Genomic DNA, 21837 nt, shown 5'->3' on the forward strand with positions numbered 1-21837 from the left:
CTCCCGCCGCCGGCGTTATGCCGTTAGCCGTCGAACGACCTCCTCGTAGTGGCTCTCTACTTCGCCTAAATCGAAACGGAACCTGTCTTTGTCGAAGACTTCGCCGGTGGCGGCGTCCCATATGCGGCACGTATCCGGCGAGATCTCGTCGCCGAGGTATATCTTACGGCCCCGCTCGCCGAATTCCAATTTGAAGTCCACGAGCTCGAGGCCCCGTCTCTTCATGTATCTCGCTAAAAAGCGGTTCACTTCGGCCGCTTGTTCTTCGACGTGGCTCAACTTCCGCTCCGTCATATAACCCAGGACGAGGACGTGATTGCGGTTCATCATCGGGTCGTGCAGCTCGTCGTCTTTGAGGTAATATTCCAGCAGCGGTTTCTTCAAGGGCGTCCCCCGCTCAAGGCCGTAACGCTTCGCCAGGCTGCCCGCGATTTTATTTCGCATCACGATTTCGACCGGATACATCTTGAGCCGTCGCACGAGCAGCGAACGTGCGTCGACCTGCTTTACGAAGTGGGTAACCACCCCCGCGCGCTCGAGCGCGGCGAATAGCTTGGCCGACATAGCCGCGTTATACTCGCCCTTCCGCTCGATCGTGCCCTTCTTGACGCCGTCGAACGCGGTGGCGCTGTCTTTGAATTCGGCCCAAAGGACGCCCCCGTCGTCGGTCTCGAATATATGCTTCGCCTTACCCTCGTAAAGGAGTTTGCCTTTCTCCACGCTCCTCCTTTGGGTTTGAACGTGCGGCCACGATGGGCCATTTTATAGAAACCGCTTGCGCTTGTCAAACGTTATTTATGGGCCGGTAAATTTTTAAGGCCCCGGAATATCCGGGGCTTCTATCCCTACCGCGATTACGGCCGACGGCCGTCTGATTTAATACGGCCTTTACCTTCTACTCGTACTCCGGTATCGCGGCACCTTCGGTCCGTACTATATTCCCCCGTTCGTCCAAAATCGGTTTAACGACCGCGTTCAATCGCACGTATCCGCCGTCGCCGAGCCGCAACCGCACTTCGTACCTGATTACTTTCTTTTCGGTTCGCATGACGTGGTTGGCGGCCGAAACTCTAGCCCGGTCGCCGGGGTGTATCAGCTCGAGCCAAAACGTGGACCGGTCGTAGAATTTTTCCCGGTCGTAGCCCAGCGCCTCCTCAACCGCCGGGTTGACGTAAATCATACGGCCGTTCACCTCGTCGAACGCCCACAATATCGCCGGGCTATCATCGACCATCCGGCGAAACCGTTCCTCGAAACGGTCGTCGTTGCGTACTTCAGACCCGTTCGGCACTCCCGCCATCTCCTATAAGCCCCTTCTTAATCTAACATTTAGATATATTACCGTTTTGGTTAACCGGGTCTTTCGATTTCAAAGCGCCACGCGCAAAACTCGTCTTCCGCCAGTTCATCCGGAGGGCATTTAATGCATTCGGTTTTGATACGTTCGTCCACCGCCCGGGCGAACTCGCCGAACTCCACCTCACCGACCGTTTTACAGGGGAAATCCGGCAACGTTTTCCGCCGCCTCGCCTCTTGGACGCGGCAACCCTTCATCTCGATTATTAAAGTATTTTCTGATAAGACTATATCTTGTTCATTCAACCAATTATACATACGGAATTTTAAAGCTTCCGCTAGTGCCGGAAGGCCGCCGCCGGCCTCGATGCCGCGGGCTTCCACCACCCGGCGCGCCTCGAGGGGGGCGAACTTGCGCCACGCCTCGCGGTCGTACCTTATCGCCTCCTCGGTCCCCAAATCCTCCTCTACCGACAGGAACCAACAACCGTCGTGCGCGAGCCAACATTTCGCGTAAGCCTTAATAAGCGCTATCAACTCTTCCGTCTTAATGTCCTCATTTATCAAGCTTTACGCTCCTAAATGCTAATTACGAATCTTTTTAATGAGCCAGGCGACGTTTTGGCCTAATTCTTTTACGGTCGCGACGCCCTCGTCGTCTTGCAACGCTTCGCCCGGGGCGCCGCCGAAGGCGATAGGCCAATATCGGGCGCCGGGCACGACCATCCCGTTAATCAGGAAAAAATAATTAAGCTGGGCGACGGTGAAGTTCTGGCCGGCGCGACGCGCTACTACTATGGGGGCGCCGACTTTCCGGTCTAAAAGGCCGCCGTTGGCGCGCGAGACGTAGCCGACGCGGTCGACGAAAGCCGTCATCTCCGCGGTCGCGGCGCCGAAATAGACCGGCGTCGCCAGCAACAGGCCGTCGGCGTCGTATATAGCGGGCAGCGCCGGCGGCAAGTCGTCGTCGCGGCCGTGGCACAGGCCGTCCTTCTCTTCCCTACACTTCAGGCACGCCGTGCACGGTAAAATCCGTTTTCCGGCCAGTAGGATTTTTTCGGTCTCGATACCTTCGGCGTTGATTACGCCGAGGGTTACGTCGAGCAATTGCTCGCTATTGCCTTGCCGCCTGGGGGAACCGCACACACCTATTACCTTCATCGCACCGCCTTTTCGGTAACGTCTCCTCAAGCGATCTCATTTTAATAAAGTTTAACGAACCATTCAAGGGATTTAACGCCGGGCAATACGTCCCGCCGTTCGGATTAAACAGCGGCCGAGCTCGGCCACCGGCTGCCGCAACGTTACGTCACGGGCAATCTATGTTAAATTATATCCTGCATATGGCCGAATGTAAACTTTGCGGAACTAAGTCGCCCGTCGTCTCGGTCGCGCTATCCGTTTGCCGCGAATGTATCGTCACGCGGCACGGCGAAGCCCGGCCGTACGTCGAGGAAGCGCACCGCCGCGCGCGCGCCCCTTACCCGCTCCCCGCGTTTCCTCCCCGGGAAGGGCCGCCGTGCCCGCGGTGCGGCAACGGGTGCCGGATAGGCGAAGGCGAACGCGGATACTGCGGCATGGTCGAAAACCGCGGCGGCCGCCTGCGCGTTTTGGCGACCGCCAAAAAAGGATACCTGTCGTGGTATTACGACCGGCTGCCGACTAACTGCGTCGGCTCGTGGGTGTGCCCGGCGGAGACCGGCGCCGGCTATCCGGAATACGCGTATCGCGACGGGCCCGAGTTCGGCTATAAGAACGTGGCCGTCTTCTATCACTCGTGCACGTACGACTGCCTTTTCTGCCAGAACAGTCATTTCCGCGGCCAATACCTCGACGGCGCCGCGTCCGCGGCCGAGCTCGCGGCCGCGGTAGACGACAAGACGGCCTGCATCTGCTACTTCGGCGGCGACCCGGCCTCGCAACTCGAGCACTCGCTCGTCACGTCGCGCCTGGCGCTGCGAGAAGCGAACAAAGCGGGTCACATATTGCGGATATGCTGGGAGACGAACGGCTCGGCATCGGCGCGCGGCGCTCGCCAAATGATGGAAATGGCGCTCGCAAGCGGCGGCTGCGTCAAGGTCGACGTCAAGGCCGCGGACGAAAACCTGCACGTCGCGCTTACCGGGGTGTCCAACAAGCAAACGTGGGAAAATCTGGCCCGGCTGGCCGAATACGTTCCCCGGCGACCCGCTCCCCCGCCCCTCGTCGCCAGCACCCTCCTCGTGCCGGGATACGTAGACGAAGACGAAGTAGGCGTTATCGCGAGCCGGCTTGCCGCGTTGAACGACGATATCCCTTACGGCCTGCTCGCGTTCTACCCCTCCCACCAAATGCGGGACCTGCCGACGACGTCGCGCGCGCACGCCGAGCGGTGTTACCGGGCGGCGCGGGGCGCCGGCCTGAAAAGGGTACGGCTGGCCAATGTTCACCTGCTGGGCCCCGGCGACTACGCCTGAAAGACGCCGCCGTTGCGGTGCCCGCCCGACGGGAGGTTGGGACCTACGAAAAACCGGCTCCCTATCGGGGAGCCGGTTCGACACTCGCTTTCGGGCGGCGGCGATACCGCCGCGTCGCTTATTTTATAGTACTAACGGACACGCGCTCGCCGGTTAAGCCGAGCGGAGTGCTCTTGCCCCGGTTCAGACTACGGCGCTCGAGTATCTTAAGCAGGTCGCCCTTCCGCCGCAGCCATTTCTTTACCAAGCGGTGGCCGTAGTACGTCGTCACTGCGGCGAACCAATGGAACCGCTGGACTTCGTGTAATACGCGTCGCAAGGAATAAAATTCGCGCGTGGCCTTAATCAAACCCATTTGCAGCTCGAGCGGCGTCATACGCGCCGGCTCGATAACCGCGTGATGGCCGTCGTAGAGCGCCCAATCATGGCTGAATACGCGCCGCTCCTCCTCGAGGCGGCTGTAGAGACTCGTCCCCGGTATGGGCGTTAACGCCAGGAATTGGACGGAATCGATATTATGGTCCTTGGCGAAGGCCACGGTCTGGGCGGCGGCATCCGGGCCGTCGCCGTCGCCCCCCAGCATAAACATACCGTGGATCCAGATGCCGTACTTATGCAGCGTCTCGATGCAGCGTACGATGTCGTCGCGGGTTTGGCCTTTGCGGTACCCGGCCAGGGTCTCGTCGTTCACGGATTCGAACCCGATCGCGACGCGTTCGCATCCGGCCCGTTTCATCAACCGCACGAGCTCTTCGTCCCGGCCGACGTCTACGCCTGCTTGCGCCGTAGAGCGCGGCGCGCTCTTAAGCCCGGCAAAACCCTCGAGTACCTCCCGTACGTATCGACGGTTCTCCGTAAAATTATCGTCTACGATGAACATATCGCGTTGGCTTACCCGCCGCACTTCTTCGATCACGTCTTCCGGCGCCCGGCGCCTGACTTTATGGCCGAACAGCGGCGTAACGGCGCAGAAATCGCAATGGCGCGGGCAACCCCGGCTCGTCGCGATGGGATACACCTTCATCCGTCGCGCGCCCTTCATTAGCGTAAAATCGGGCCAGGGAAGGTCCTCTAGTTTTTGAACCGGCGGCCGCAGCGGCTCGTGGACCGTTTCTCCGTCCACGCGGTACGACAGGTTCCTAATACCTGCCGGCGAGGCGCCGGCCTCCAGTGCTTCTACGAGTTCGACCGCGGCGCCCTCGCCCTCGCCCCGGACGACGTAGTCGCCGTACCGCAACGCCTCGTCGGGGCAATAGGTGGCGTGCGGGCCGCCGATGACCACCGGGACCTTGGCCAACCTTAAAGTCCGCGCCAACCTGTAACCGGCGGGCGCCGTAGAGGTCGTTATCGAAATACCCACTAAGTCCGAGCGTAGGATGTCGCAAAAATCGCGCGCCGTACGTTTCGCGACGCTGTCGCAATAAAAGTCGACGTCGTGGCCGCGCCGCGCCAAAATCGTCCCGATTAACGGGAGTCCTAACCTCGGTTGAGGGAACTTCGTGTAGATATGAAAATCGGCAGGTTCGGGCTCAATTAACGATATCTTCATCAGAATTCCTTCCAAACGTAAAAAGGTATGAAAATACCCGGCGCAGGCGCTCGCCCACGCGGGCGCGTATTTTTGGCTGGGGAGGGAGGATTCGAACCCCCGCATACGGAACCAGAATCCGCTGTCCTACCCCTAGACGACTCCCCATTAAGGCACATAAGCATAAACTATTTAAGCCGGCCTGTCAAGGTAAAACCCTATTTCACGGTTTAGATAACCGTTCGGTTTCAATAAAAACCGCGGCGAAAGCCGCCGCGAACGCGGCCAAACCCAGCCCGAATAACGGCCAGGGATACGAAGACAGCCGCGCGCCGCTCACGCACGGCCCGACGTTCCAGACGAACGTCGCGAGTATTAAGGCCGCGCCGGCCCCCGCGGCACCCCACTGCCAAAGCCGCGTTCGAACGGCGCCGCGTCTGATGATGCCGTACGCGCCGACGGCGACGAAACAAACCGCGACCGACGCCGGCGCGAGAACCGGCGCCGACCACGGGACCGGTATCAGGAAAAGCACGTCCCACGTGAAAAGCGACGGCGGCCAACCCAGAAGTATCTTCAGGCCGACGTAGTAGAATATATCCCATAGGCCGAAGCAGAACAAGAACCGCGCGAGTTTTAAAAGGGCCCGGCCGCCGGTCGCCAGCGCCGCCGCGGCCAGCATCGCGAGCGTCGCCGCCTCACGGCCCATTTCGGTCCCGAGGATTAAGGGAGGTATCGGCTCAAGCGGAAAAGAATAACCCCCGGCGTACGCGATCGTCCGGAGGTAAACGACTACGGCGCCTTCCAGGTAACCGAACGCGACGCCGAAGACGGCGAGCCAAAATAGTTCGCGGCCGAATCCGGATTCCGTATTCATACCGCGCGGGAGCGCTATCCTACGGAAGCCGCCCCCCGAAAAGGTTCTCTTACCGCTTATAAACCGACGTGGCCTTCATCAACCGCTTAACGACCCGTTCCTGCCCCATCAGCGCCGCCATCTCGAAGAGCGAGGGCCCGGTCGTCCTTCCCGAGAGCGCGGCCCGTATGGCGTGAATAATCTTACCCGCGCTTATACCCTTTTCTTCCGCCAACGCCCGGACGCTCCCCTCCAAAGTCTCCGCCGTGAAATCCGGCAGCGTAGCGCAAAGCTCCGCAACGTCGCGCAACACATCCACACCCCCCGGAAGTTTCAGCAAGTTCTTAGCGGCGCGGTCGTCGTATTCGATTTCCTCCGTGAAGAAAAATTCGACGAGGTGCGGGGCTTCGCTAAGCGTTTTCACCTTGTCGTGTTCCAGGGCCAGCGCCGCCCGGGCGAGGGTCGCGCGTTCGTCGTCCTCCGCCCCAACCAACCCCGCCCGCTCGAGCCAAGGCCGTGCCCGCTGGAACAATTCCTCCGGCGAGAGCTTCCGCAAATAGACGCCGTTCATCCATTTAAGTTTATCGACGTCGAACACGGCGCCTTTCTTGGTTACGCGCTCGAGCGAAAAAACCTTCTTGAGCTCTTTCAACGTGAACAGCTCGCGCTCGTCGCCATACGACCACCCGAGCAAAGCGAGGAAATTAACGAACGCTTCGGGCAAGTACCCCTCCCCCTCGTATTCTAAAACCGCTTTCGCGCCGTGCCGCTTCGACAGCCTGCTCTTGTCGGGCCCGAGGAGAAGGGGCACGTGGGCGAACGCCGCCGGCTCGAAGCCGAGCGCGCGGGAGACGGCGATCTGGCGCGGCGTGTTCGATATGTGGTCCTCGCCCCTTATGACGTGGCTTATCGCCATCGTCGCGTCGTCCACGGCGCATACGAAGTTGTACGTGGGCGAGCCGTCCGGCCGCGCTATTACGAAGTCGTCCAGGTCCGCGGCCTTGATCTCGACGCGGCCCCGAATGAGGTCGTCGAACGCCAGGTCGGCTTCCTGGTCCAGCCGAAAGCGAAGGCACGGCTTGAGGCCCTGTTGGGTCAGACGTTCCCGCTCCGCCGGCGAGAGGTTGGCGCAGCGGCCGTCGTACCGCGGCGCCCGGCCCGCGGCGCGCATGCGTTCCCGCCGCCCGTCGAGCTCCTCCGGCGTGCAGAAGCACTCGTACGCGCCGCCGCTTGCCCGGAGTTTATCCAGGAACTCGTCGTAGACGGCGCGGCGTTCCGACTGGCGGTAGGGGCCGTATTTGCCGCCCACTTCGGGCCCTTCGTCCCACTCCAGGCCGAGCCAAGTGAGCGCGTCGATTATGGAACGGTAATATTCTTCGCTCGAGCGGGCGGGGTCCGTATCCTCGAGCCGGAGAATAAAAACGCCCTTGTGCCGGCGCGCGAAGAAGTAGTTGAACAACGCCGTACGGGCGCCGCCGACGTGAAGGTGTCCCGTCGGCGCGGGCGCGAATCGTACCCGGACAGGCTTCTTCGACATAGAACTACCCGCTAATGCACCGGCCAGGCGTCGCCGTAGAGGTCCGCCCACGCCCGATCCATCAACAAGAGGAAGGTTAATATGGCCGTCGTGACGGCCTCGACGGTGGCGGCTCCCTCTCCTTTATAGGAACGAGCGATGGCCGCGACGATACTCCTGAGGTCGGGCCGGTTTAACTCGACGAAGTCCATAAGCTGGTCGAGTCGGGAGCCCAAATCGTCGAGCCCCTCCACGTACGCGAGTAGCCGTTCGACGTCTTCCGCCTCGAGGGCCGGCAGCATCTTCGATATGCCCGTGAACTCAGCCATAATACGCCGGATACTTTAACATAAAAAAAGGAGCCTCTACCTTTTTTTCGCGGCTCCGCCCGAAATATTATATACTTAGCAAACGCCCCCCCCGTATTCACCCCTGCGGAGGAGGCCACGACGTAACCGCGATGAAATTATTCCTGCGTAAAAGTTGGCACTTGCTGGGAGCGGCGTTCCCCGCTTTGTACTACTTCGGCCTCCTTTCCAAATCGCTTACGTTAGCCGTCGTAGGCGCGATAATCGCGGTCGCCGTCGCCATAGAGGTTCTCCGCTTCACTAACAGCCGGGTCGCCCGGGCGTTCGGCGCCGTCTTCGGCCTTATTATGCGCGACGCGGAGTACCGACGGGTGAACGCGACCATACCGTTCCTGGTTAGCACCTTCCTGGCCGTTTTAATATTCCCCAAGGCAATCGCCTGCGTCTCGCTCTTCTACCTGGCGTTCGGCGACGTAGCCGCGGCGTTGGTCGGCGGCGCGGTGGGCCGCATCCGTCTCGCGGCCGGGAAGACGTTGGAGGGAACGCTCGCCTGCTTCGGCGTATGTCTGGCCATCGGGATATTTTTCCTGGACTGGCGGCTGGCCTTGGCCGGCGCCGCCGCAGCCGCGGCGGCGGAGCTCTTGAGCCGCGGGTGGGCCGACAACTTCTCGATGCCCGTCGCGGCCGGCGCCGTGATGTGGTCGATGAGCTACCTCGCGCGTATAAACCTTCCCGCTTAACCCCCCGAAATTACTTGACAAAAGCCGACTTTTAGGCTAATATATATATGATTATATAATCATATAGTAAATGATAACCATGAAAAAAGCCGCCGAAATATTCAAAGCCCTCGCTGAGCCCAACCGCGTCCGCATCCTGGCGGCGCTCGCGTCGCGGCGGGCGTGCGTGTGCGAGCTGTCGCGAGCGTTGGCGCTCAACCAACCGAACGTCTCCCGCCACCTCCGTATACTCAAAGACGTGGGCCTGCTCGAGAGCCGGCGCCGCGGCGCCTGGACCGACTACTTACTGAATAGGAACGCCGAGAACGCGCCCTTTATACGGTTGATTAAGAATTTAGCCGCCGCGGGCGACGCCCTTAAAAAGGACGCCGAGGCGCTGGCGAACGCGGACCGGCTGCAAATCCAAAAGTGCAATAAACGACGGCCAAGACGCCGATAGACTTACGCCATACCCGTAATGCAACTCCGCCGGCAATCGGCCGTAAGTAATCGTAAGGCCGCCGGTACCGCTTAACGTTCGGAGGAAAGATGAAAGTCGAAATTTTCGGGCCCGGGTGCCCCCGCTGCGAGGAGACGTTTCGGACGATAATAAACGCCGCCGCGGAACTCGAAATCCCGGCGGACATCCAACATATCACGGACGTCGCGACGATCGCCGAACGCGGCATTATGTCTACGCCGGCTGTGGCCGTCAACGGCGAGGTGGTCCTGCACGGGAAAACGCCCACGCGCGCCCGGGCCAAAGAAATCCTCCGGCAATACTACGCCGCCGAGAAATGAAGACTTCCCCTCCCGGTACGACGTACCGCCTCCCGGGACGGTAGACGCTAATGCCCTCCCCCCGCGCTAAGTCGCTCAGCTTCTTCGACCGCTTCCTTACGCTGTGGATATTCGCGGCGATGGCCGCCGGCGTGGGCGCGGGTTACGTCCTCCCGCGGCTCGCCGACGTCCTGGGTCGGTTCAGCGTCGGTACGACGTCGATTCCGATCGCCGCCGGCCTCATCCTCATGATGTACCCGCCGCTGGCGAAAGTCCGCTACGAGGAAATGGGCCGGGTCTTCCGGAACGTTAAAATCCTCGGCCTATCGCTATTTCAAAACTGGGTCTTGGGGCCGATACTCATGTTCGCCCTCGCCGTCCTTTTCCTCCGGGGCTTCCACGAGTACATGGTCGGCCTGGTTATGATCGGCCTCGCCCGGTGCATCGCGATGGTCATCGTCTGGAACGATCTCGCCGGCGGGGACGCCGAATACGCCGCGGGGCTCGTCGCGCTGAACTCGCTATTCCAGGTATTCTTCTATTCGGTTTACGCGTACTTCTTCCTCACGGTCGTGCCCCCCTTACTCGGCCTGCACGGTACCGCCGTCGCCGTAACCATCGGCCAAATCGCTAAGAGCGTTTTCATATATTTGGGGGTACCGTTCCTCGCCGGGATTATCACGCGGTTCGCCTTCCTGCGGTTCAAGGACCGTGATTGGTACGAGGCGAAAATCGTACCCCGCCTCGCGCCGATAACGCCGGCGGCGCTGCTTTTCACGATCATCGTCATGTTCTCGCTAAAGGGGCGATACATCGTCGCGATACCGCTCGACGTCCTCCGGATCGCGGTCCCGTTGGTTATATATTTCGTCGTAATGTTCCTCCTGTCCTTCGTCATGAGCAAATGGGCCGGCGCCCCCTACGCCCAGGCGACGACGCTCTCGTTCACCGCCGCCTCCAATAACTTCGAACTCGCCATCGCGGTAACCGTCGCCGTTTTCGGCTTGAACTCCGGCGCGGCCTTCGCGGCCGTCATCGGACCGTTGGTCGAGGTTCCCGTCCTTATCGGCCTGGTGAACGTGGCGCTGTGGTTCAAGCGACGATGGCGTCCCCTCCCGAACGCTGTTTAAAAAAGGGCGGCCCGAAGGCCGCCCCTTCAGTCATCGTATACTGTAGGGCCTACGATTCTCTCCAACGCGTCGGCGACCGGACGCCGCCGGTGCGAGGTTTAATTAAACAAACCCTTAATCCGGCCTACGGACGCGGGTTCGACGCCGACTTCGCTCCACGTCGCCAGCCCCGCCTGGTACACCGCTTTGGTCCCGAGGTTCTGAACCCAAACGACGAAATGAAGGTTGGTCCGCTTCCAGGGACCGGTAAATTTACCGTTAACGGTGACTTGCTTGGTCTCGTCGTTATTGATGGTGAACGCCGTCCCGCCGGCGTTGGGGTACATCTTGCGGAGGACGTGGTGATAAGAGCGGCCGCTATGAATCAAGTTTTGTTCCGTTAAGGCCACGTGGAAACGGAGGCCCGAACTCGGCATCGTGCCCTGTCTTTTAATGGTAGCCTTAACGGTGAAATTATCGTCCGAAGTCGTTATCTTCAGCTTTATCTCGAGCGGGCTGGCGACGTTCTTACGCTGGTTGAAAATGGCCGGCCACGTCGGATAAGGTTGACCGGTCACGGCGCCGTCGAAGGCGGCCGTGGGCGTAACGGTTATGCCGTAATACGCGCAACGGGCATCGGCGTCGGCGATGGCGAAGGGGTCCGAGCCGCCCCACGTCGGATGGTACTCCACCGCGGCGAACCTGCCGCGGTTATTCTCGAAAATCTGATGGAACTGCGCTTCCGCAGCCGGGCACGCCGCTCAAGAGGTAGACGTGGTGAGTTCGCCTAAAACCACGCGTTGGAAGGCCAACGCCGGGAACGCCGCTGCGATACAAAGTACTAACAACGTTATCTTTTTCATCTCGCCCCTCCTTGGCGTTTATCGGTTGGTTACGTGACCGCTATCATAATAATCTCCGGCGAGTATTGCAAGTAGAAATTACGAATACGCGCGTCGCGTGCGTCCCCTCGTTTGTTTTACCTTGATTTCGCGAAACCGGTTCCATATAATTGCGCGTTTAGCGTCCAAGGAGGTTCCCATGCACGCCATCGTGTGCATAAAACAAGTTCCCGATACCCAAGAGCTCCAGGTGGACTTCGGCGCCGGCGCAATTAAACGCGACGGCGTCCCCCTTATAATTAACCCCTTCGACGAGTTCGCCGTAGAAGAGGCCGTCCGCTTGAAGGAAAAGCACGGCGGCGCGGTGACCGCGGTGACGCTGGGGCCCCCCTCGGCCGACGAGGCGCTCCGTGCGGCGCTCGCGATGGGCTGCGACGGCGCGGTCCATCTGCTGGACGAAGCTTTCGACGGCGGCGATACGTGGGCGACGGCGGTCGCCCTCGCGAAGGCGGTCGAAAAGGTCGGCGCATACGACGTCCTCTTCTTCGGCAAAGCGACCTTTGACGGCGACACCGGCCAGGTAGCGCCTCGCGTCGCGGCGCTGCTCGAGCTCCCCATGCTCAACTTCGTCGCGAAGATCGACGATATCGACTTCGACGCCCAGGCGGTCACGGTGGAGCGGCTGCTGGAGACGGGCCGCGAAGTGGTCCGCGCGCCGCTGCCGGCCGCCATCTCGGTGGTAAAAGAAATCAACGAGCCGCGCTACCCGTCGCTCTTGGGAATACGGAAAGCCAAGAAGGTCGAGGTCCCGACGTGGGACGTTGCGGCGCTGGGCCTCGACGCCGACGGCGTCGGCTCCGCCGGCTCCCTATCCAAGATGGAACGCCTGTACCAACCGCCGGCGCGCGCGGGCGGCGAGATCGTACCCGGCGAACCCGCCGAAGCCGCTAAAACCGTAACCGAGAAACTTATGGACCAGGGAATTATATAGCCCAGGACGAAGCCATGGCCGACGAATACAAAGGAATTTTAATTTACATCGAACGCCGACGCGACGGCGCCATAACGCCCGTGGGCGCCGAACTCCTCGGCAAAGGCCGCGAGCTGGCCGACAAACTGGGCGGCGAACTCGCCGCGGCCATATTCGGCCCGGGCGCGGGCGACGCCGCGGCCGAGCTCTTTCCGATGGGCGCGGATAAGGTCTACGCCGTTGAACACGACATGTTGAAGGAATTCAGGCCGCGTCCCTACGCCAAAGCGCTCACGCAATTGGCGCAAGAGGCGAAACCGGCCATACTGCTCGCCGGCGCGACTACGCAAGGCCGGGACCTCGCCGGCGCCGCCGCGACGTATTTAAAAACCGGCCTAACGGCGGATTGCGTCGCCCTGGAGGTAGACGACGCCGGCCTTCTGAAGCAGACGCGCGTGAGCTGCGGCGGCCGCGTAATGAGCGACTGGATAACGGCCGAAGCCCGGCCCCAGTTCGCGACGGTCCGCCCCAAAATTATGAAACCGCTCGAGCGCGACGCCGGCCGTACCGGCGAGACGGTCGCCTTTAACGTTGACCTAACGGCCGAAGACGACGTGGGCGAGGTCGTATCGTTTCTGGAAGCGACGGAGACGGTAAACCTGGGCGAGGCCGATATAATCGTTTCCGGCGGCCGGGGCCTGGGCAACCCGGAAGGTTTTGGGATAATAAAAGAACTCGCCGAAACGCTCGGCGCCGCGGTCGGTGCCTCGCGCGCCGCCGTGGACGCGGGGTGGATCGAGTACGCGCACCAGGTGGGTCAAACCGGCCGGACCGTTAGCCCGAAACTGTACTTCGCGTGCGGTATCTCCGGCGCGGTCCAACACCTCGCCGGGATGGGCACCGCGGACGTGATCGTCGCCATAAACAAAGACGAGGAAGCGCCCATATTCAAGATCGCGACGTACGGCATCGTCGGCGACCTATACGAAGTCGTACCGGTCCTAATCGAAGAGATTAAGAACCGGCAGAGTTAACGAATACGAAAGCCGGGAGGGACGGCGTACATCCCGAACATAACAACTACGGCCGACGCGGCCGCGACTTAGTTATCGGGGGGCATACGCCCCAGCCCCCGATTACGGTTAGGAGATAAAAACCACATTGAACTTATTCACAGCCGAAACGAAGTGCCTTTTAGTACAACCTAAATTCTCTTGCCACAGCTTCTGGAACTATACCGACGTGTGCAAGATCGCAGGGGCGAAATACCCGGCGCCGCCGTTGGGGCTCTTGACCGTCGCGGCGCTGTTACCCGCCTCCTGGAAAATAAAATTAGTCGACGAAAACGTCGAGAAGCTAACCGACGACCACCTCGCCTGGGCCGACGTCGTGATGACCGGCGGGATGTTGCCGCAGCAAGACGGCGTATTACGTATCATCGGGCGTGCCCGGGGCCTGGGTAAACCGGTGGCGGTGGGCGGACCGGACCCCACTTCCCAGCCCGAGGTTTATAAAGAAGCCGAATATCTGGTATTGGGGGAAGGCGAGGTTACGATCCCGCTTTTCCTGGCCGACGCAAGACGGGGCGCCCGCGCGGGAGTGTACAAAGCGGAAGAGAAAGCCGACATGACCCGGGCCGTAATCCCCCGCTTCGACCTCATCAAGTTTTCCCATTATATGCACGTCGGCGTGCAGTTTTCGCGGGGGTGCCCCTACAACTGTGAATTCTGCGACGTTATCGAACTCTTCGGCCGGAAGCCCCGTACGAAAACCGCCGACCAGGTCCTCCGCGAGCTCCAATACCTGTATGACTTGGGCTATCGCGGCCACGTCGACTTCGTCGACGACAACCTAATCGGCAACCGCACAGAGGTCGTCGCGGTTTTGAGGGCGATGCGGGATTGGCAGGAGGAACGGCGTTACCCCTTCTTTTTCAGCACCGAGGCCTCGCTCAACCTGGCGAAAAACGAAACGCTCCTCACGCTCATGCAAGACAACGACTTCCGTTACGTCTTCATCGGCATCGAGACGCCGGAAGAACACATCCTGGATAAAACCTCCAAACAACTCGCCGTCAACGTTACCGTGGCGGAGGCTATTAAAACCATCTCCTCCTACGGGATGATCGTAAACGGCGGCTTCATTATCGGCTTCGACAACGAGGACGAATCCACGGCCCGCAACCTGATCAGCTGCATTCAAGACACCGGAATATGTATGGCGATGGTCGGCACCCTCTACGCCTTGCCCAACACGCAACTGACGCGGCGGCTGGAACGCGAAGGCCGGCTATTGTCGAACGGCAGCACGCTGGTGGACGCCGGCCGCGACGTCGACCAAACTTCCAGCGGCCTTAACTTCGTACCCTCCCGGCCGTGCCTCGATATCCTGCGGGACTACGTCCAAGTGCTGGAGCACATTTATACGCCGAAGAACTACTACGCCCGCGTGGCGCGGACCGGCGCCAACCTCCGCTCCCGTAACAAATACCGCCCCTCCGGCCGGGCGAAATTGAAAATGTTGTGGGCCTTCGTAAAAACGAGCTCGCACGTCAGCGTAAAACCGAGCGTAGCGTTCTTTTATTGGATCACCTTCTTCCGGTTTCTCTTCTTTTCGCCGCGGTCCCTCGTCGCTACCGTAAGCCTGGCGGCAATGTATATTCATTTCTCCAAACAGTCCCGATTTATAATCGAGGATATAACAAAACGGATCGCCGACTTGCGAACGGTCGGCACGATTCCCCGGGAGCGCGCCGCGTACGCGGCCGACGCGCGTAAGCCCTAATTCCGTTTACCCTTTTAACCCCACCGGACAGGTCGAAATTCGTTGATTCCCTAAACGGAGGGTTTTATAATTACCGGCCGGTTGAAACGCCGCCTTTATAAAAGGGACGAATGTGAAATGTTTCACGTTCTATTTCGCCCTTTACAAAGGCGCCGCGGTTTTACTATAATGGCGACGAAAAGGGTTGCTCGTGATTCGTCTTACCGGAACTCGGGAAAGTAGCGTTGATATAACGCGGATGGAAGCGCATCTCGGCCACCCGCTGAGCCAATGCTACCAGTGCGGCAAGTGCTCCGCCGGCTGCCCCGCCGCGTACACGATGGACGAGCCGCCCAACCGCGTTATACGTCTCCTCCAACTCGGCCTGTACGACCGCGCGCTCGCGCAGAACTCCTACTGGGTGTGCTCCAGCTGCGAGACTTGTACGGCGCGCTGCCCCCGCAACGTCGAAATCAAAGAGATAATGGAGTTGCTCCGCCACGACGCGTTCCGCCGCGGCGTGACGTCCGGCGAGCGAGCCGTCGTCGTCTTCCACAAAGCTTTCCTCAAAACGGTGGAGTGGTTCGGCCGCCTCTACGAGCCCGGCCTTATCATGCTCAATAACCTTTTGAGCGGCCACTTCTTCAAGGACTTCGCCGCCGCTCCCGGTATGGTCTTCAAGGGGAAAATAAAACTCTTCCCCGGCCGCGGCGCGGACAACGCCGCCGTGCGCCGCATCTTCAAGTACAGCCGCGAGGAGGCGCCGCGCGGTGAAGTTTAGCTATTACCCCGGCTGCACCCTCCACTCGACCGCGGTGGAGTACGACCTGTCGGCTCGAGCGGTTTGTAAGACGCTGGGCATCGAGCTCGTGGATATACCGGGGTGGGCGTGCTGCGGCGCGACGTCCGCGCACTCCGTTAAAGAGCTCGTCGCCTACGCGCTGCCGGCCCACACCATAACCAGCGCGACGGAGGACGCCGTTGTCGCCCCGTGCGCGGCTTGCTACAACCGCCTGCGCTACACGGACGTGAACCTGCGCGAAGACGCGCACCTCCGCGCCGAGGTCGAGGAAGCCCTGGGGCGGCCGTACCGCGCCGGCGTCGCCGTCCGCCACCTGTTGGATATAATCGCCAACGACGTACCCCAAGAGGATATAAAGGCCAATCTCGCCGGCACGCTCGGCGGCGTTAAAGTGGTATGCTACTACGGCTGCCTGCTCACGCGGCCCAAGGACGTCGCGGCCTTCGACGATATGGAAGAGCCGCGGACGATGGACCGCCTTATGGAGTTGTGCGGCGCCGAGGTATTGGATTGGCCCCGCCGCGTCGTATGCTGCGGCGCCGCGTTCTCGCTGTCGCGCACCGACGTCGTGTACCACATGACGGGCAAGATCCTCGCGTCGGCGCTTAAAGCCGGAGCCGACGCCGTCGTCGTCGCGTGCCCGATGTGCCAGTCCAACCTCGACCTGCGGCAGCCGGCTATTCTGAAGAAGCTCGGCCTGGAAGGCCGCGTTCCCGCCGTCTACTTTACCCAACTGATGGGTTTGTGCATGGGTTACTCGGTGGGCGAGCTCGGCTTCGGTAAAATCATGGTAGACACGTCGCCTTTAATTAAAAAGATAACCGCCGGCCGCGCCCAAGCGGCGGCACCCGCCGAAGGATAATGGCCCGCGTAGGCGTATTCATCTGTTGGTGCGGCGCCAATATCGCCTCCACGGTCGATACCGAGAAGGTCACCGAGGCGGCGGCCAAGTTCCCCCACGTCGTCTACGCCACCAACTACAAGTATATGTGCTCGGACCCGGGCCAGAAGATAATCCTGGACGCGGCCCGCGAGCACAAGTTGGACGGCATCGTCGTCGCCGCCTGCTCTCCCCGGATGCACGAGCCCACCTTCCGCGCCGTCGCCGCCGAGGCCGGCATAAACCCCTACCGCATGCAGATGGCCAACATCCGCGAGCAGTGCTCGTGGGTGCACGCCGACGTCGACGAAGCGACGGCCAAGGCGGTAGACGCCGTACGCATGATGGTGGCGCGCGTGGCGCAGAGCGTCGCGCTCGAGCCCATCAAGGTCCCCGTGACCAAACGCGCGCTGGTCATCGGCGGCGGCATCGCCGGCATCCAGGCCGCGCTCGACGTCGCGGACGGCGGCGTCGAAACCATCCTGCTCGAGCGGACGCCCTCCATCGGCGGCAAGATGGCGGGCCTGGACGAGACCTTCCCCACCCTCGACTGCTCGCAGTGCATCCTCACCCCCAAGATGGTGGACGCGGCGCGCAGCGAGCTTATTAAGCTCTACACGTACTGCGAAGTGGAAAAGGTCGACGGCGCCGTCGGCAACTTCAAGGTAACCATCCGCAAGAAGGCCAAGTACGTAAACCACGAGCTCTGCAACGGCTGCGGCGACTGCTGGCTCAAGTGCCCCTACAAAAAAATCCCCAGCGAGTTCGACTTCGGCGTCGGCAACCGCAGCGCCATCTACGTCCCGTTCCCCCAGGCCGTCCCCAACAAGCCGGTCATCGACCGCGAGAACTGCGTCTTCTTCAAGACCGGCAAGTGCCGCGCCTGCGAGAAGTTCTGCCTACGCGGCGCCATCGACTTCGAGCAAGAGGACGAATTCGAAGAAGTAGAGGTCGGCGCCATAATCGTCGCGACCGGCTACGACCTCCTCGACCACACGCAGATGGGCGAGTTCCGGTACGGCGCCATCCCGGACGTCATAACGGGCCTGCAGTTCGAGCGCATGTCGTCGGCCAGCGGTCCGACCGAGGGCAAGATCGTACGGCCTTCGAACGGCGAGGAGCCGAAGGTGGTCGTCTTCGTCCACTGCGTCGGCTCTCGCGACGAAAACTACAAAGAGTATTGCTCGAAGATATGCTGTATGTACAACGCCAAGCACGCCATCATCCTCAAGCACCGCATCCACGACGCCCAGGCATATCTTTTCTACATCGACGTGCGCGCGGGCGGCAAGGGGTACGAGGAATTCTGGAAGCGGGCGTGCGTCGAGGAGGGCGCGGAGTACCTGCGCGGCCGCGTCTCCCGCGTCTACGACGAGGGCGGAAAGGTAATCGTCGAGGGTCAGGATACGCTCTCGGGCGAACAAGTCGAGGTGGCCGCGGACCTGGTCGTCCTGGCCACGGCCGTAGTGCCGGCCAAGGGCGCCGAGGAGCTCGCCCGGGCCCTCGGCATCTCCACCGATAAGGACGGCTTCTTCAACGAAGCCCACCCCAAGCTCAGGCCGGTGGATACCGCGACCGGAGGCATCTTCCTGGCGGGATGCTGCCAGGCGCCCAAAGACATCCCGGAGTCGGTGGCCCAGGGTTCGGCCGCGGCGGCCAAAGTATTGGGCCTGCTCTCGAAAGAAGTCATCACCCGCGACCCCACGGTCGCCGTCGTGGACCCGCTCATCTGCACCGGTTGTTGGAACTGCGTCAACGTCTGCCCCTTCGGCGCGCCGGAGAAGTCCGAAATTACGATTACTATCGACGGCAAGAAAGTGACGCGGCCGGTTTCGGAGATAAACGAGGCCAAATGCGAGGGCTGCGGCCTGTGCGTCGCGACGTGCCCCGGCAACTGCATCGACCAACACGGCTTCAGCGACGACCAGGTCTACGCCGAAATCGGCGGTTACCTGGACCGGGTGCGGGCGGCGAAGAACAGTGGCTGAGGGAAAAAAGCAAAAAGCACCCGAGAAGGCGCCGCCGTGGGAGCCGAACATCGTCGGCTTCCTGTGCAACTGGTGCTCGTACGCCGGCGCGGACCTGGCGGGTACGAGCCGCATCCCGTATCCGTGCGACGTTCGCATTATCCGGGTGCCGTGTTCCGGGCGCGTCGACCCCCTTATGATACTCCGCGCCTTCCGCGAGGGCGCCGACGGCGTACTCGTCTCGGGCTGCCACCCCGGCGACTGCCACTACATCGAGGGCAACTACTACGCCCGGCGTAAGTTCATCGCGCTTAAAAAACTGCTCGACCACGTCGGCATCGACCCGCGCCGCTTCCGCGTCTCCTGGGTATCGGCGTCGGAAGGCCGCAAGTGGGCCGACGTCGTCGGGGCCGTAACGAAGGAACTGCTCGAGGCCGGGCCGCTCCGCTACGAAGAGGATGGCGACGATTAGGGAAGAACTCCAGGCCGCGGTCAAAAAGCTGTTCGACGACGACAAGATCGACTACTTCGTCGGCTACGTGGAGGACTACGGCCACACGTTCCCGGCTTTCCTGACCAAGGACTCCGACCTGAGCCGCCTTACTTTCGACCGCAAGTCGTACAACAACCTCGCGAACTTCCTGCCGGAGCTGCGCGGCTTCCGCGTCGGCTTGATATGCAAACAGTGCGAGGTGCGTACGCTCAACGTCCTGGCCGCGGAGGGACAGCTCGAGCGGGACAAGTTGGTAGTCGTCGGCGTTCCCTGCCCGGCGATGGTCGACCCCCGGAAGCTACCGGAGGGCGAGGCCGACTTGGCCTCGCTGGACGAGCCCCTCTGGCAGGAGAAATGCCGCCGCTGCCTCGAGCGGAACACCCCCTCCTCAGACGTCTTCGTCGGCGAGCGCGTTAGCACGCCCACCCCCGCCGAGGGGTGGCCTTTACTCGACGAAGTCGAGGCGATGTCGGCGGAGGAACGCCTCGCCTGGTGGCGCCGTCAGATGTCGCTCTGCATACGCTGTTACGCCTGCCGGCTGGCCTGCCCGCTGTGCTACTGCCACCAGTGCTTCGCGGAAGACAATAAGCCGCAATGGCTCGATAAATCCGTCGCGCCGGAAAACAACCTCCACTACCACATCATCCGGGCCGTCCACCTCGGCGGGCGCTGCATAGAGTGCGGGGAGTGCTCGCGGGTGTGCCCGGTGGGAATCCCGGTCGACGTCTTAAACAACGTTCTCGCGCGCGACTTCGCCGAGCGCTTCGGCTACGTCTCCGGCGAAACCGCCGAGACCCAACCGGCGCTTACGCAATACGAGCGCGACGACAAGGAAGACTTCATCCTGTAAGCCGATGGCCGCCGAGTATTACAGATTGAACAAGGACCGCGTCGCCGAGCTCTTCGAGCGCGCCCGGGCCGACTACGACGTCGTCGCGAAGACGCGCGACGCCAACGGCAACCTCGTCTACGGCCGCCCCGCCGCTTTCGGCGACGTCGCGTTCGTCGACGAGCAGCCGCCGATGTCGGCCAAGGCGTTCGCGCTCCCCCAGAACGAAACGTTGGTCCGGTACGAGCGCGTAGACGATAAAATCCGCGCGGAAGGGCCCGAGGCGGAGGCGCGCGACGTCCTCCTCTTCGGCGTCAATATGTGCGACGCCGCCGCGTTCGGAATCATCGACCGTGTCTTCGAGTGGGACTACCTCGACGACCCGTACCTGGGCCGCCGCGCCGGGACTACCCTGTTCGCGCTCGCCTGCTCGGCCCTGCAGCAGGACTGCTTCTGCGACCGGATATCGTACGCCGAGGACGGCGTCGACGCCGTCGCTTACCCGCTCGAGGGTTATTACCTGGTAAAGGTCCAGACCGAGAAAGGCCGCAAGCTGGTCGAACGCTACGGAGACCTCTTCGGCGCTGAAGACGGCGACGCGGAAGCCGCGATAAAGGCTTTCCGGGAAAACGCGGGAACCGCGAAGAAGGAACCGCTGCTCGAGAGCGCTCGAGCCGGCCTTGAGAAGTCCTTCGAGCACGCCGACTGGGAGATACTGGCGAGCACCTGCATCGGCTGCGGGATATGTACGTACTCCTGCCCGACTTGCCACTGCTTCGACATCCAGGACGAGGGCGGCAGCGTCGCAGGGCGCCGCCTGCGTACGTGGGACCACTGCACGGGGAGGACCTTCACCGCCATGCCGGCGCACCAACCACGCGACCGCCAATACAAGCGCTACCGGCAGCGACTCCTCCACAAGTTCTGGTATTACCCGGAGCGGTTCGGGCCGCTCCTCTGCACCGGTTGCGGCCGCTGCATAACGTACTGCCCGGTGAAAATTAACATCAAAGAACTGGTCGAATATTTCGGCGGCCTGAAGAACACGCCGCCGGGCGGCGCGCGCCATGGGAAATAACTCCGAGCGTCTATACGTCCCGCGGCTCGTCCGCGTGGCCGCCGTCGACGACGAGACGCCGACTACGAAGACGTTCCAACTCGCTTTCGACGACGGTTCCCGGCCGGACTTCAACTGCGGCCAGTTCGGCGAGTTCGGCATCTACGGCGCCGGCGAGTCGACCTTCTGCCTGGCGTCGCCGCCGAGCCGCGACGGCCTGGATATTACGGTCAAAGAGGTCGGCAAGGTCACGCGCGCCTTCCACAACCTTAACGAAGGGGACCTCGTAACCTTCCGCGGCCCGTACGGCAACTGGTTCCCCTACGACGACTTCAAGGGCAAGAAGCTGTTGTTCATCGGCGGCGGTATAGGCCAGGCCCCGCTCCGCGGCCTGCTGTGGACCTGCCTCGAGAACCGCGGCGACTTCGACGAGATAGAGCTCATCTACGCCGCCCGGGAAGAGTGCGAACTCGTCTACGAACGCGAGCTGCTCGAGCTCGAGGAGCGCGACGACATCACCGTAACGCTGGCGCTGGACCCGGTGTGCCCGGGCGAACCTATTCCCGAATGGCGAGGGCGGACCTCATTCGTCCCGCCCATCCTGGAGGAAGAGCGCCCCTCTCCCGAGAACCGCGTCGTAATAACCTGCGGCCCACCGATAATGAT

24 protein-coding genes and 1 tRNA gene are annotated in these 21837 nt (G+C 61.6%); 15 read left to right on the plus strand and 10 right to left on the minus strand.

From position 1 onward, the window contains the following. Nucleotides 1–15: 15 nt before the first annotated feature. From purC to VMX79_04270, 4 genes are all read right to left on the minus strand, one after another. On the minus strand, nt 16–720 hold the full coding sequence (purC, locus tag VMX79_04255; GenBank protein HUV86304.1) for a phosphoribosylaminoimidazolesuccinocarboxamide synthase: 705 nt from the start codon (nt 718–720) through the stop codon (nt 16–18). 175 nt (nt 721–895) lie between these two features. Further along, nucleotides 896–1291: a PAS domain-containing protein gene (locus VMX79_04260; GenBank protein HUV86305.1), complete on the minus strand. Its 396-nt coding sequence runs from the start codon at nt 1289–1291 to the stop codon at nt 896–898. Nucleotides 1292–1350: 59 nt separating this feature from the next. Beyond that, nucleotides 1351–1863, minus strand: coding sequence for a DUF6125 family protein (locus VMX79_04265; GenBank protein HUV86306.1), 513 nt, complete (start codon nt 1861–1863; stop codon nt 1351–1353). Nucleotides 1864–1881: 18 nt separating this feature from the next. Further along, nucleotides 1882–2457: a flavodoxin family protein gene (locus VMX79_04270; GenBank protein HUV86307.1), complete on the minus strand. Its 576-nt coding sequence runs from the start codon at nt 2455–2457 to the stop codon at nt 1882–1884. Nucleotides 2458–2618: 161 nt separating this feature from the next. Here VMX79_04270 and VMX79_04275 point away from each other — a divergent pair, with 161 nt between their 5' ends. Then, a complete protein-coding gene (locus VMX79_04275) occupies nt 2619–3752 on the plus strand; it encodes a radical SAM protein (GenBank protein HUV86308.1) in 1134 nt (377 codons plus the stop codon). A 118-nt stretch (nt 3753–3870) separates the two neighbouring features. On the opposite strand, the gene VMX79_04280 is transcribed toward VMX79_04275, so the two are convergent. The 5 genes from VMX79_04280 to VMX79_04300 all read right to left on the minus strand — a co-directional run bounded on the left by VMX79_04280 (nt 3871) and on the right by VMX79_04300 (nt 7981). Beyond that, nucleotides 3871–5301, minus strand: a complete 1431-nt coding sequence (locus tag VMX79_04280; protein HUV86309.1) for a radical SAM protein — start codon at nt 5299–5301, stop codon at nt 3871–3873. 73 nt (nt 5302–5374) lie between these two features. Next, a tRNA-Gln gene (locus tag VMX79_04285) sits at nt 5375–5448 on the minus strand. Between the two features lie 55 nt (nt 5449–5503). Then, nucleotides 5504–6157, minus strand: coding sequence for a hypothetical protein (locus tag VMX79_04290; GenBank protein ID HUV86310.1), 654 nt, complete (start codon nt 6155–6157; stop codon nt 5504–5506). Nucleotides 6158–6206: 49 nt separating this feature from the next. Further along, nucleotides 6207–7673: a glutamate--tRNA ligase gene (gltX, locus tag VMX79_04295; protein ID HUV86311.1), complete on the minus strand. Its 1467-nt coding sequence runs from the start codon at nt 7671–7673 to the stop codon at nt 6207–6209. A gap of 11 nt (nt 7674–7684) precedes the next feature. Continuing rightward, a complete protein-coding gene (locus tag VMX79_04300; GenBank protein HUV86312.1) occupies nt 7685–7981 on the minus strand; it encodes a hypothetical protein in 297 nt (98 codons plus the stop codon). Nucleotides 7982–8112: 131 nt separating this feature from the next. On the opposite strand from VMX79_04300, the gene VMX79_04305 reads away from it, so the two are divergent. The 4 genes from VMX79_04305 (at nt 8113) to arsB (ending at nt 10589) form a co-directional block, all read left to right on the plus strand. Continuing rightward, nucleotides 8113–8700, plus strand: coding sequence for a hypothetical protein (locus VMX79_04305; protein ID HUV86313.1), 588 nt, complete (start codon nt 8113–8115; stop codon nt 8698–8700). A gap of 79 nt (nt 8701–8779) precedes the next feature. Further along, nucleotides 8780–9139: a metalloregulator ArsR/SmtB family transcription factor gene (locus VMX79_04310; GenBank protein HUV86314.1), complete on the plus strand. Its 360-nt coding sequence runs from the start codon at nt 8780–8782 to the stop codon at nt 9137–9139. Between the two features lie 89 nt (nt 9140–9228). Then, nucleotides 9229–9480, plus strand: a complete 252-nt coding sequence (locus tag VMX79_04315) for a thioredoxin family protein (protein HUV86315.1) — start codon at nt 9229–9231, stop codon at nt 9478–9480. Between the two features lie 50 nt (nt 9481–9530). Next, entirely contained in the window at nt 9531–10589 is a 1059-nt protein-coding gene (arsB, locus tag VMX79_04320; protein HUV86316.1) for an ACR3 family arsenite efflux transporter, read from the plus strand. 98 nt (nt 10590–10687) lie between these two features. Here the strand turns inward: arsB and VMX79_04325 are convergent, their stop codons facing one another. Continuing rightward, a complete protein-coding gene (locus VMX79_04325) occupies nt 10688–11260 on the minus strand; it encodes an Omp28-related outer membrane protein (protein HUV86317.1) in 573 nt (190 codons plus the stop codon). 349 nt (nt 11261–11609) lie between these two features. Between VMX79_04325 and VMX79_04330 the strand changes: the two genes are divergently transcribed. From VMX79_04330 to VMX79_04375, 10 genes are all read left to right on the plus strand, one after another. Beyond that, a complete protein-coding gene (locus VMX79_04330; GenBank protein HUV86318.1) occupies nt 11610–12401 on the plus strand; it encodes an electron transfer flavoprotein subunit beta/FixA family protein in 792 nt (263 codons plus the stop codon). 14 nt (nt 12402–12415) lie between these two features. After that, nucleotides 12416–13414, plus strand: a complete 999-nt coding sequence (locus VMX79_04335; GenBank protein HUV86319.1) for an electron transfer flavoprotein subunit alpha/FixB family protein — start codon at nt 12416–12418, stop codon at nt 13412–13414. Between the two features lie 127 nt (nt 13415–13541). After that, nucleotides 13542–15164: a radical SAM protein gene (locus tag VMX79_04340; GenBank protein HUV86320.1), complete on the plus strand. Its 1623-nt coding sequence runs from the start codon at nt 13542–13544 to the stop codon at nt 15162–15164. 238 nt (nt 15165–15402) lie between these two features. After that, nucleotides 15403–15924, plus strand: a complete 522-nt coding sequence (locus VMX79_04345) for a 4Fe-4S dicluster domain-containing protein (protein ID HUV86321.1) — start codon at nt 15403–15405, stop codon at nt 15922–15924. Next, nucleotides 15914–16807: a CoB--CoM heterodisulfide reductase iron-sulfur subunit B family protein gene (locus VMX79_04350; GenBank protein HUV86322.1), complete on the plus strand. Its 894-nt coding sequence runs from the start codon at nt 15914–15916 to the stop codon at nt 16805–16807. Before VMX79_04345 ends, VMX79_04350 begins: the two co-directional genes overlap by 11 nt. Next, complete coding sequence (locus tag VMX79_04355) at nt 16807–18813, plus strand: CoB--CoM heterodisulfide reductase iron-sulfur subunit A family protein (protein HUV86323.1); 2007 nt, start codon at nt 16807–16809, stop codon at nt 18811–18813. Before VMX79_04350 ends, VMX79_04355 begins: the two co-directional genes overlap by 1 nt. Continuing rightward, a complete protein-coding gene (locus tag VMX79_04360; protein HUV86324.1) occupies nt 18806–19264 on the plus strand; it encodes a hydrogenase iron-sulfur subunit in 459 nt (152 codons plus the stop codon). Before VMX79_04355 ends, VMX79_04360 begins: the two co-directional genes overlap by 8 nt. Beyond that, nucleotides 19251–20135 carry a 4Fe-4S dicluster domain-containing protein gene (locus VMX79_04365; protein HUV86325.1) on the plus strand — a complete coding sequence of 295 codons (885 nt, stop codon included), beginning with the start codon at nt 19251–19253 and terminating at the stop codon, nt 20133–20135. The genes VMX79_04360 and VMX79_04365 overlap by 14 nt, the downstream gene beginning before the upstream one ends. Nucleotides 20136–20139: 4 nt before the next feature. Further along, nucleotides 20140–21192, plus strand: coding sequence for a 4Fe-4S dicluster domain-containing protein (locus VMX79_04370; protein HUV86326.1), 1053 nt, complete (start codon nt 20140–20142; stop codon nt 21190–21192). Beyond that, the coding region (locus VMX79_04375; GenBank protein HUV86327.1) for a heterodisulfide reductase subunit F at nt 21182–21837 on the plus strand (656 nt) is incomplete at its 3' end. The genes VMX79_04370 and VMX79_04375, both read left to right, overlap by 11 nt.

It is taken from the genome of bacterium, assembly GCA_035529855.1.
Taxonomy (GTDB): Bacteria; RBG-13-66-14; B26-G2; order WVWN01; family WVWN01; genus WVWN01.

What these genes read in the sequence shown, in the direction of transcription:
- arsB (HUV86316.1), top strand. Translation starts at nt 9,531, where the DNA reads ATGCCCTCCCCCCGCGCTAAGTCGCTCAGCTTCTTCGACCGCTTCCTT.
- VMX79_04280 (HUV86309.1), bottom strand. Translation starts at nt 5,301, where the DNA reads ATGAAGATATCGTTAATTGAGCCCGAACCTGCCGATTTTCATATCTAC.
- VMX79_04300 (HUV86312.1), bottom strand. Translation starts at nt 7,981, where the DNA reads ATGGCTGAGTTCACGGGCATATCGAAGATGCTGCCGGCCCTCGAGGCG.
- VMX79_04335 (HUV86319.1), top strand. Translation starts at nt 12,416, where the DNA reads ATGGCCGACGAATACAAAGGAATTTTAATTTACATCGAACGCCGACGC.
- VMX79_04365 (HUV86325.1), top strand. Translation starts at nt 19,251, where the DNA reads ATGGCGACGATTAGGGAAGAACTCCAGGCCGCGGTCAAAAAGCTGTTC.
- VMX79_04355 (HUV86323.1), top strand. Translation starts at nt 16,807, where the DNA reads ATGGCCCGCGTAGGCGTATTCATCTGTTGGTGCGGCGCCAATATCGCC.
- VMX79_04290 (HUV86310.1), bottom strand. Translation starts at nt 6,157, where the DNA reads ATGAATACGGAATCCGGATTCGGCCGCGAACTATTTTGGCTCGCCGTC.
- VMX79_04270 (HUV86307.1), bottom strand. Translation starts at nt 2,457, where the DNA reads ATGAAGGTAATAGGTGTGTGCGGTTCCCCCAGGCGGCAAGGCAATAGC.
- VMX79_04305 (HUV86313.1), top strand. Translation starts at nt 8,113, where the DNA reads ATGAAATTATTCCTGCGTAAAAGTTGGCACTTGCTGGGAGCGGCGTTC.
- VMX79_04345 (HUV86321.1), top strand. Translation starts at nt 15,403, where the DNA reads ATGGAAGCGCATCTCGGCCACCCGCTGAGCCAATGCTACCAGTGCGGC.
- VMX79_04275 (HUV86308.1), top strand. Translation starts at nt 2,619, where the DNA reads ATGTTAAATTATATCCTGCATATGGCCGAATGTAAACTTTGCGGAACT.
- gltX (HUV86311.1), bottom strand. Translation starts at nt 7,673, where the DNA reads ATGTCGAAGAAGCCTGTCCGGGTACGATTCGCGCCCGCGCCGACGGGA.
- VMX79_04330 (HUV86318.1), top strand. Translation starts at nt 11,610, where the DNA reads ATGCACGCCATCGTGTGCATAAAACAAGTTCCCGATACCCAAGAGCTC.
- VMX79_04370 (HUV86326.1), top strand. Translation starts at nt 20,140, where the DNA reads ATGGCCGCCGAGTATTACAGATTGAACAAGGACCGCGTCGCCGAGCTC.
- VMX79_04315 (HUV86315.1), top strand. Translation starts at nt 9,229, where the DNA reads ATGAAAGTCGAAATTTTCGGGCCCGGGTGCCCCCGCTGCGAGGAGACG.
- VMX79_04310 (HUV86314.1), top strand. Translation starts at nt 8,780, where the DNA reads ATGAAAAAAGCCGCCGAAATATTCAAAGCCCTCGCTGAGCCCAACCGC.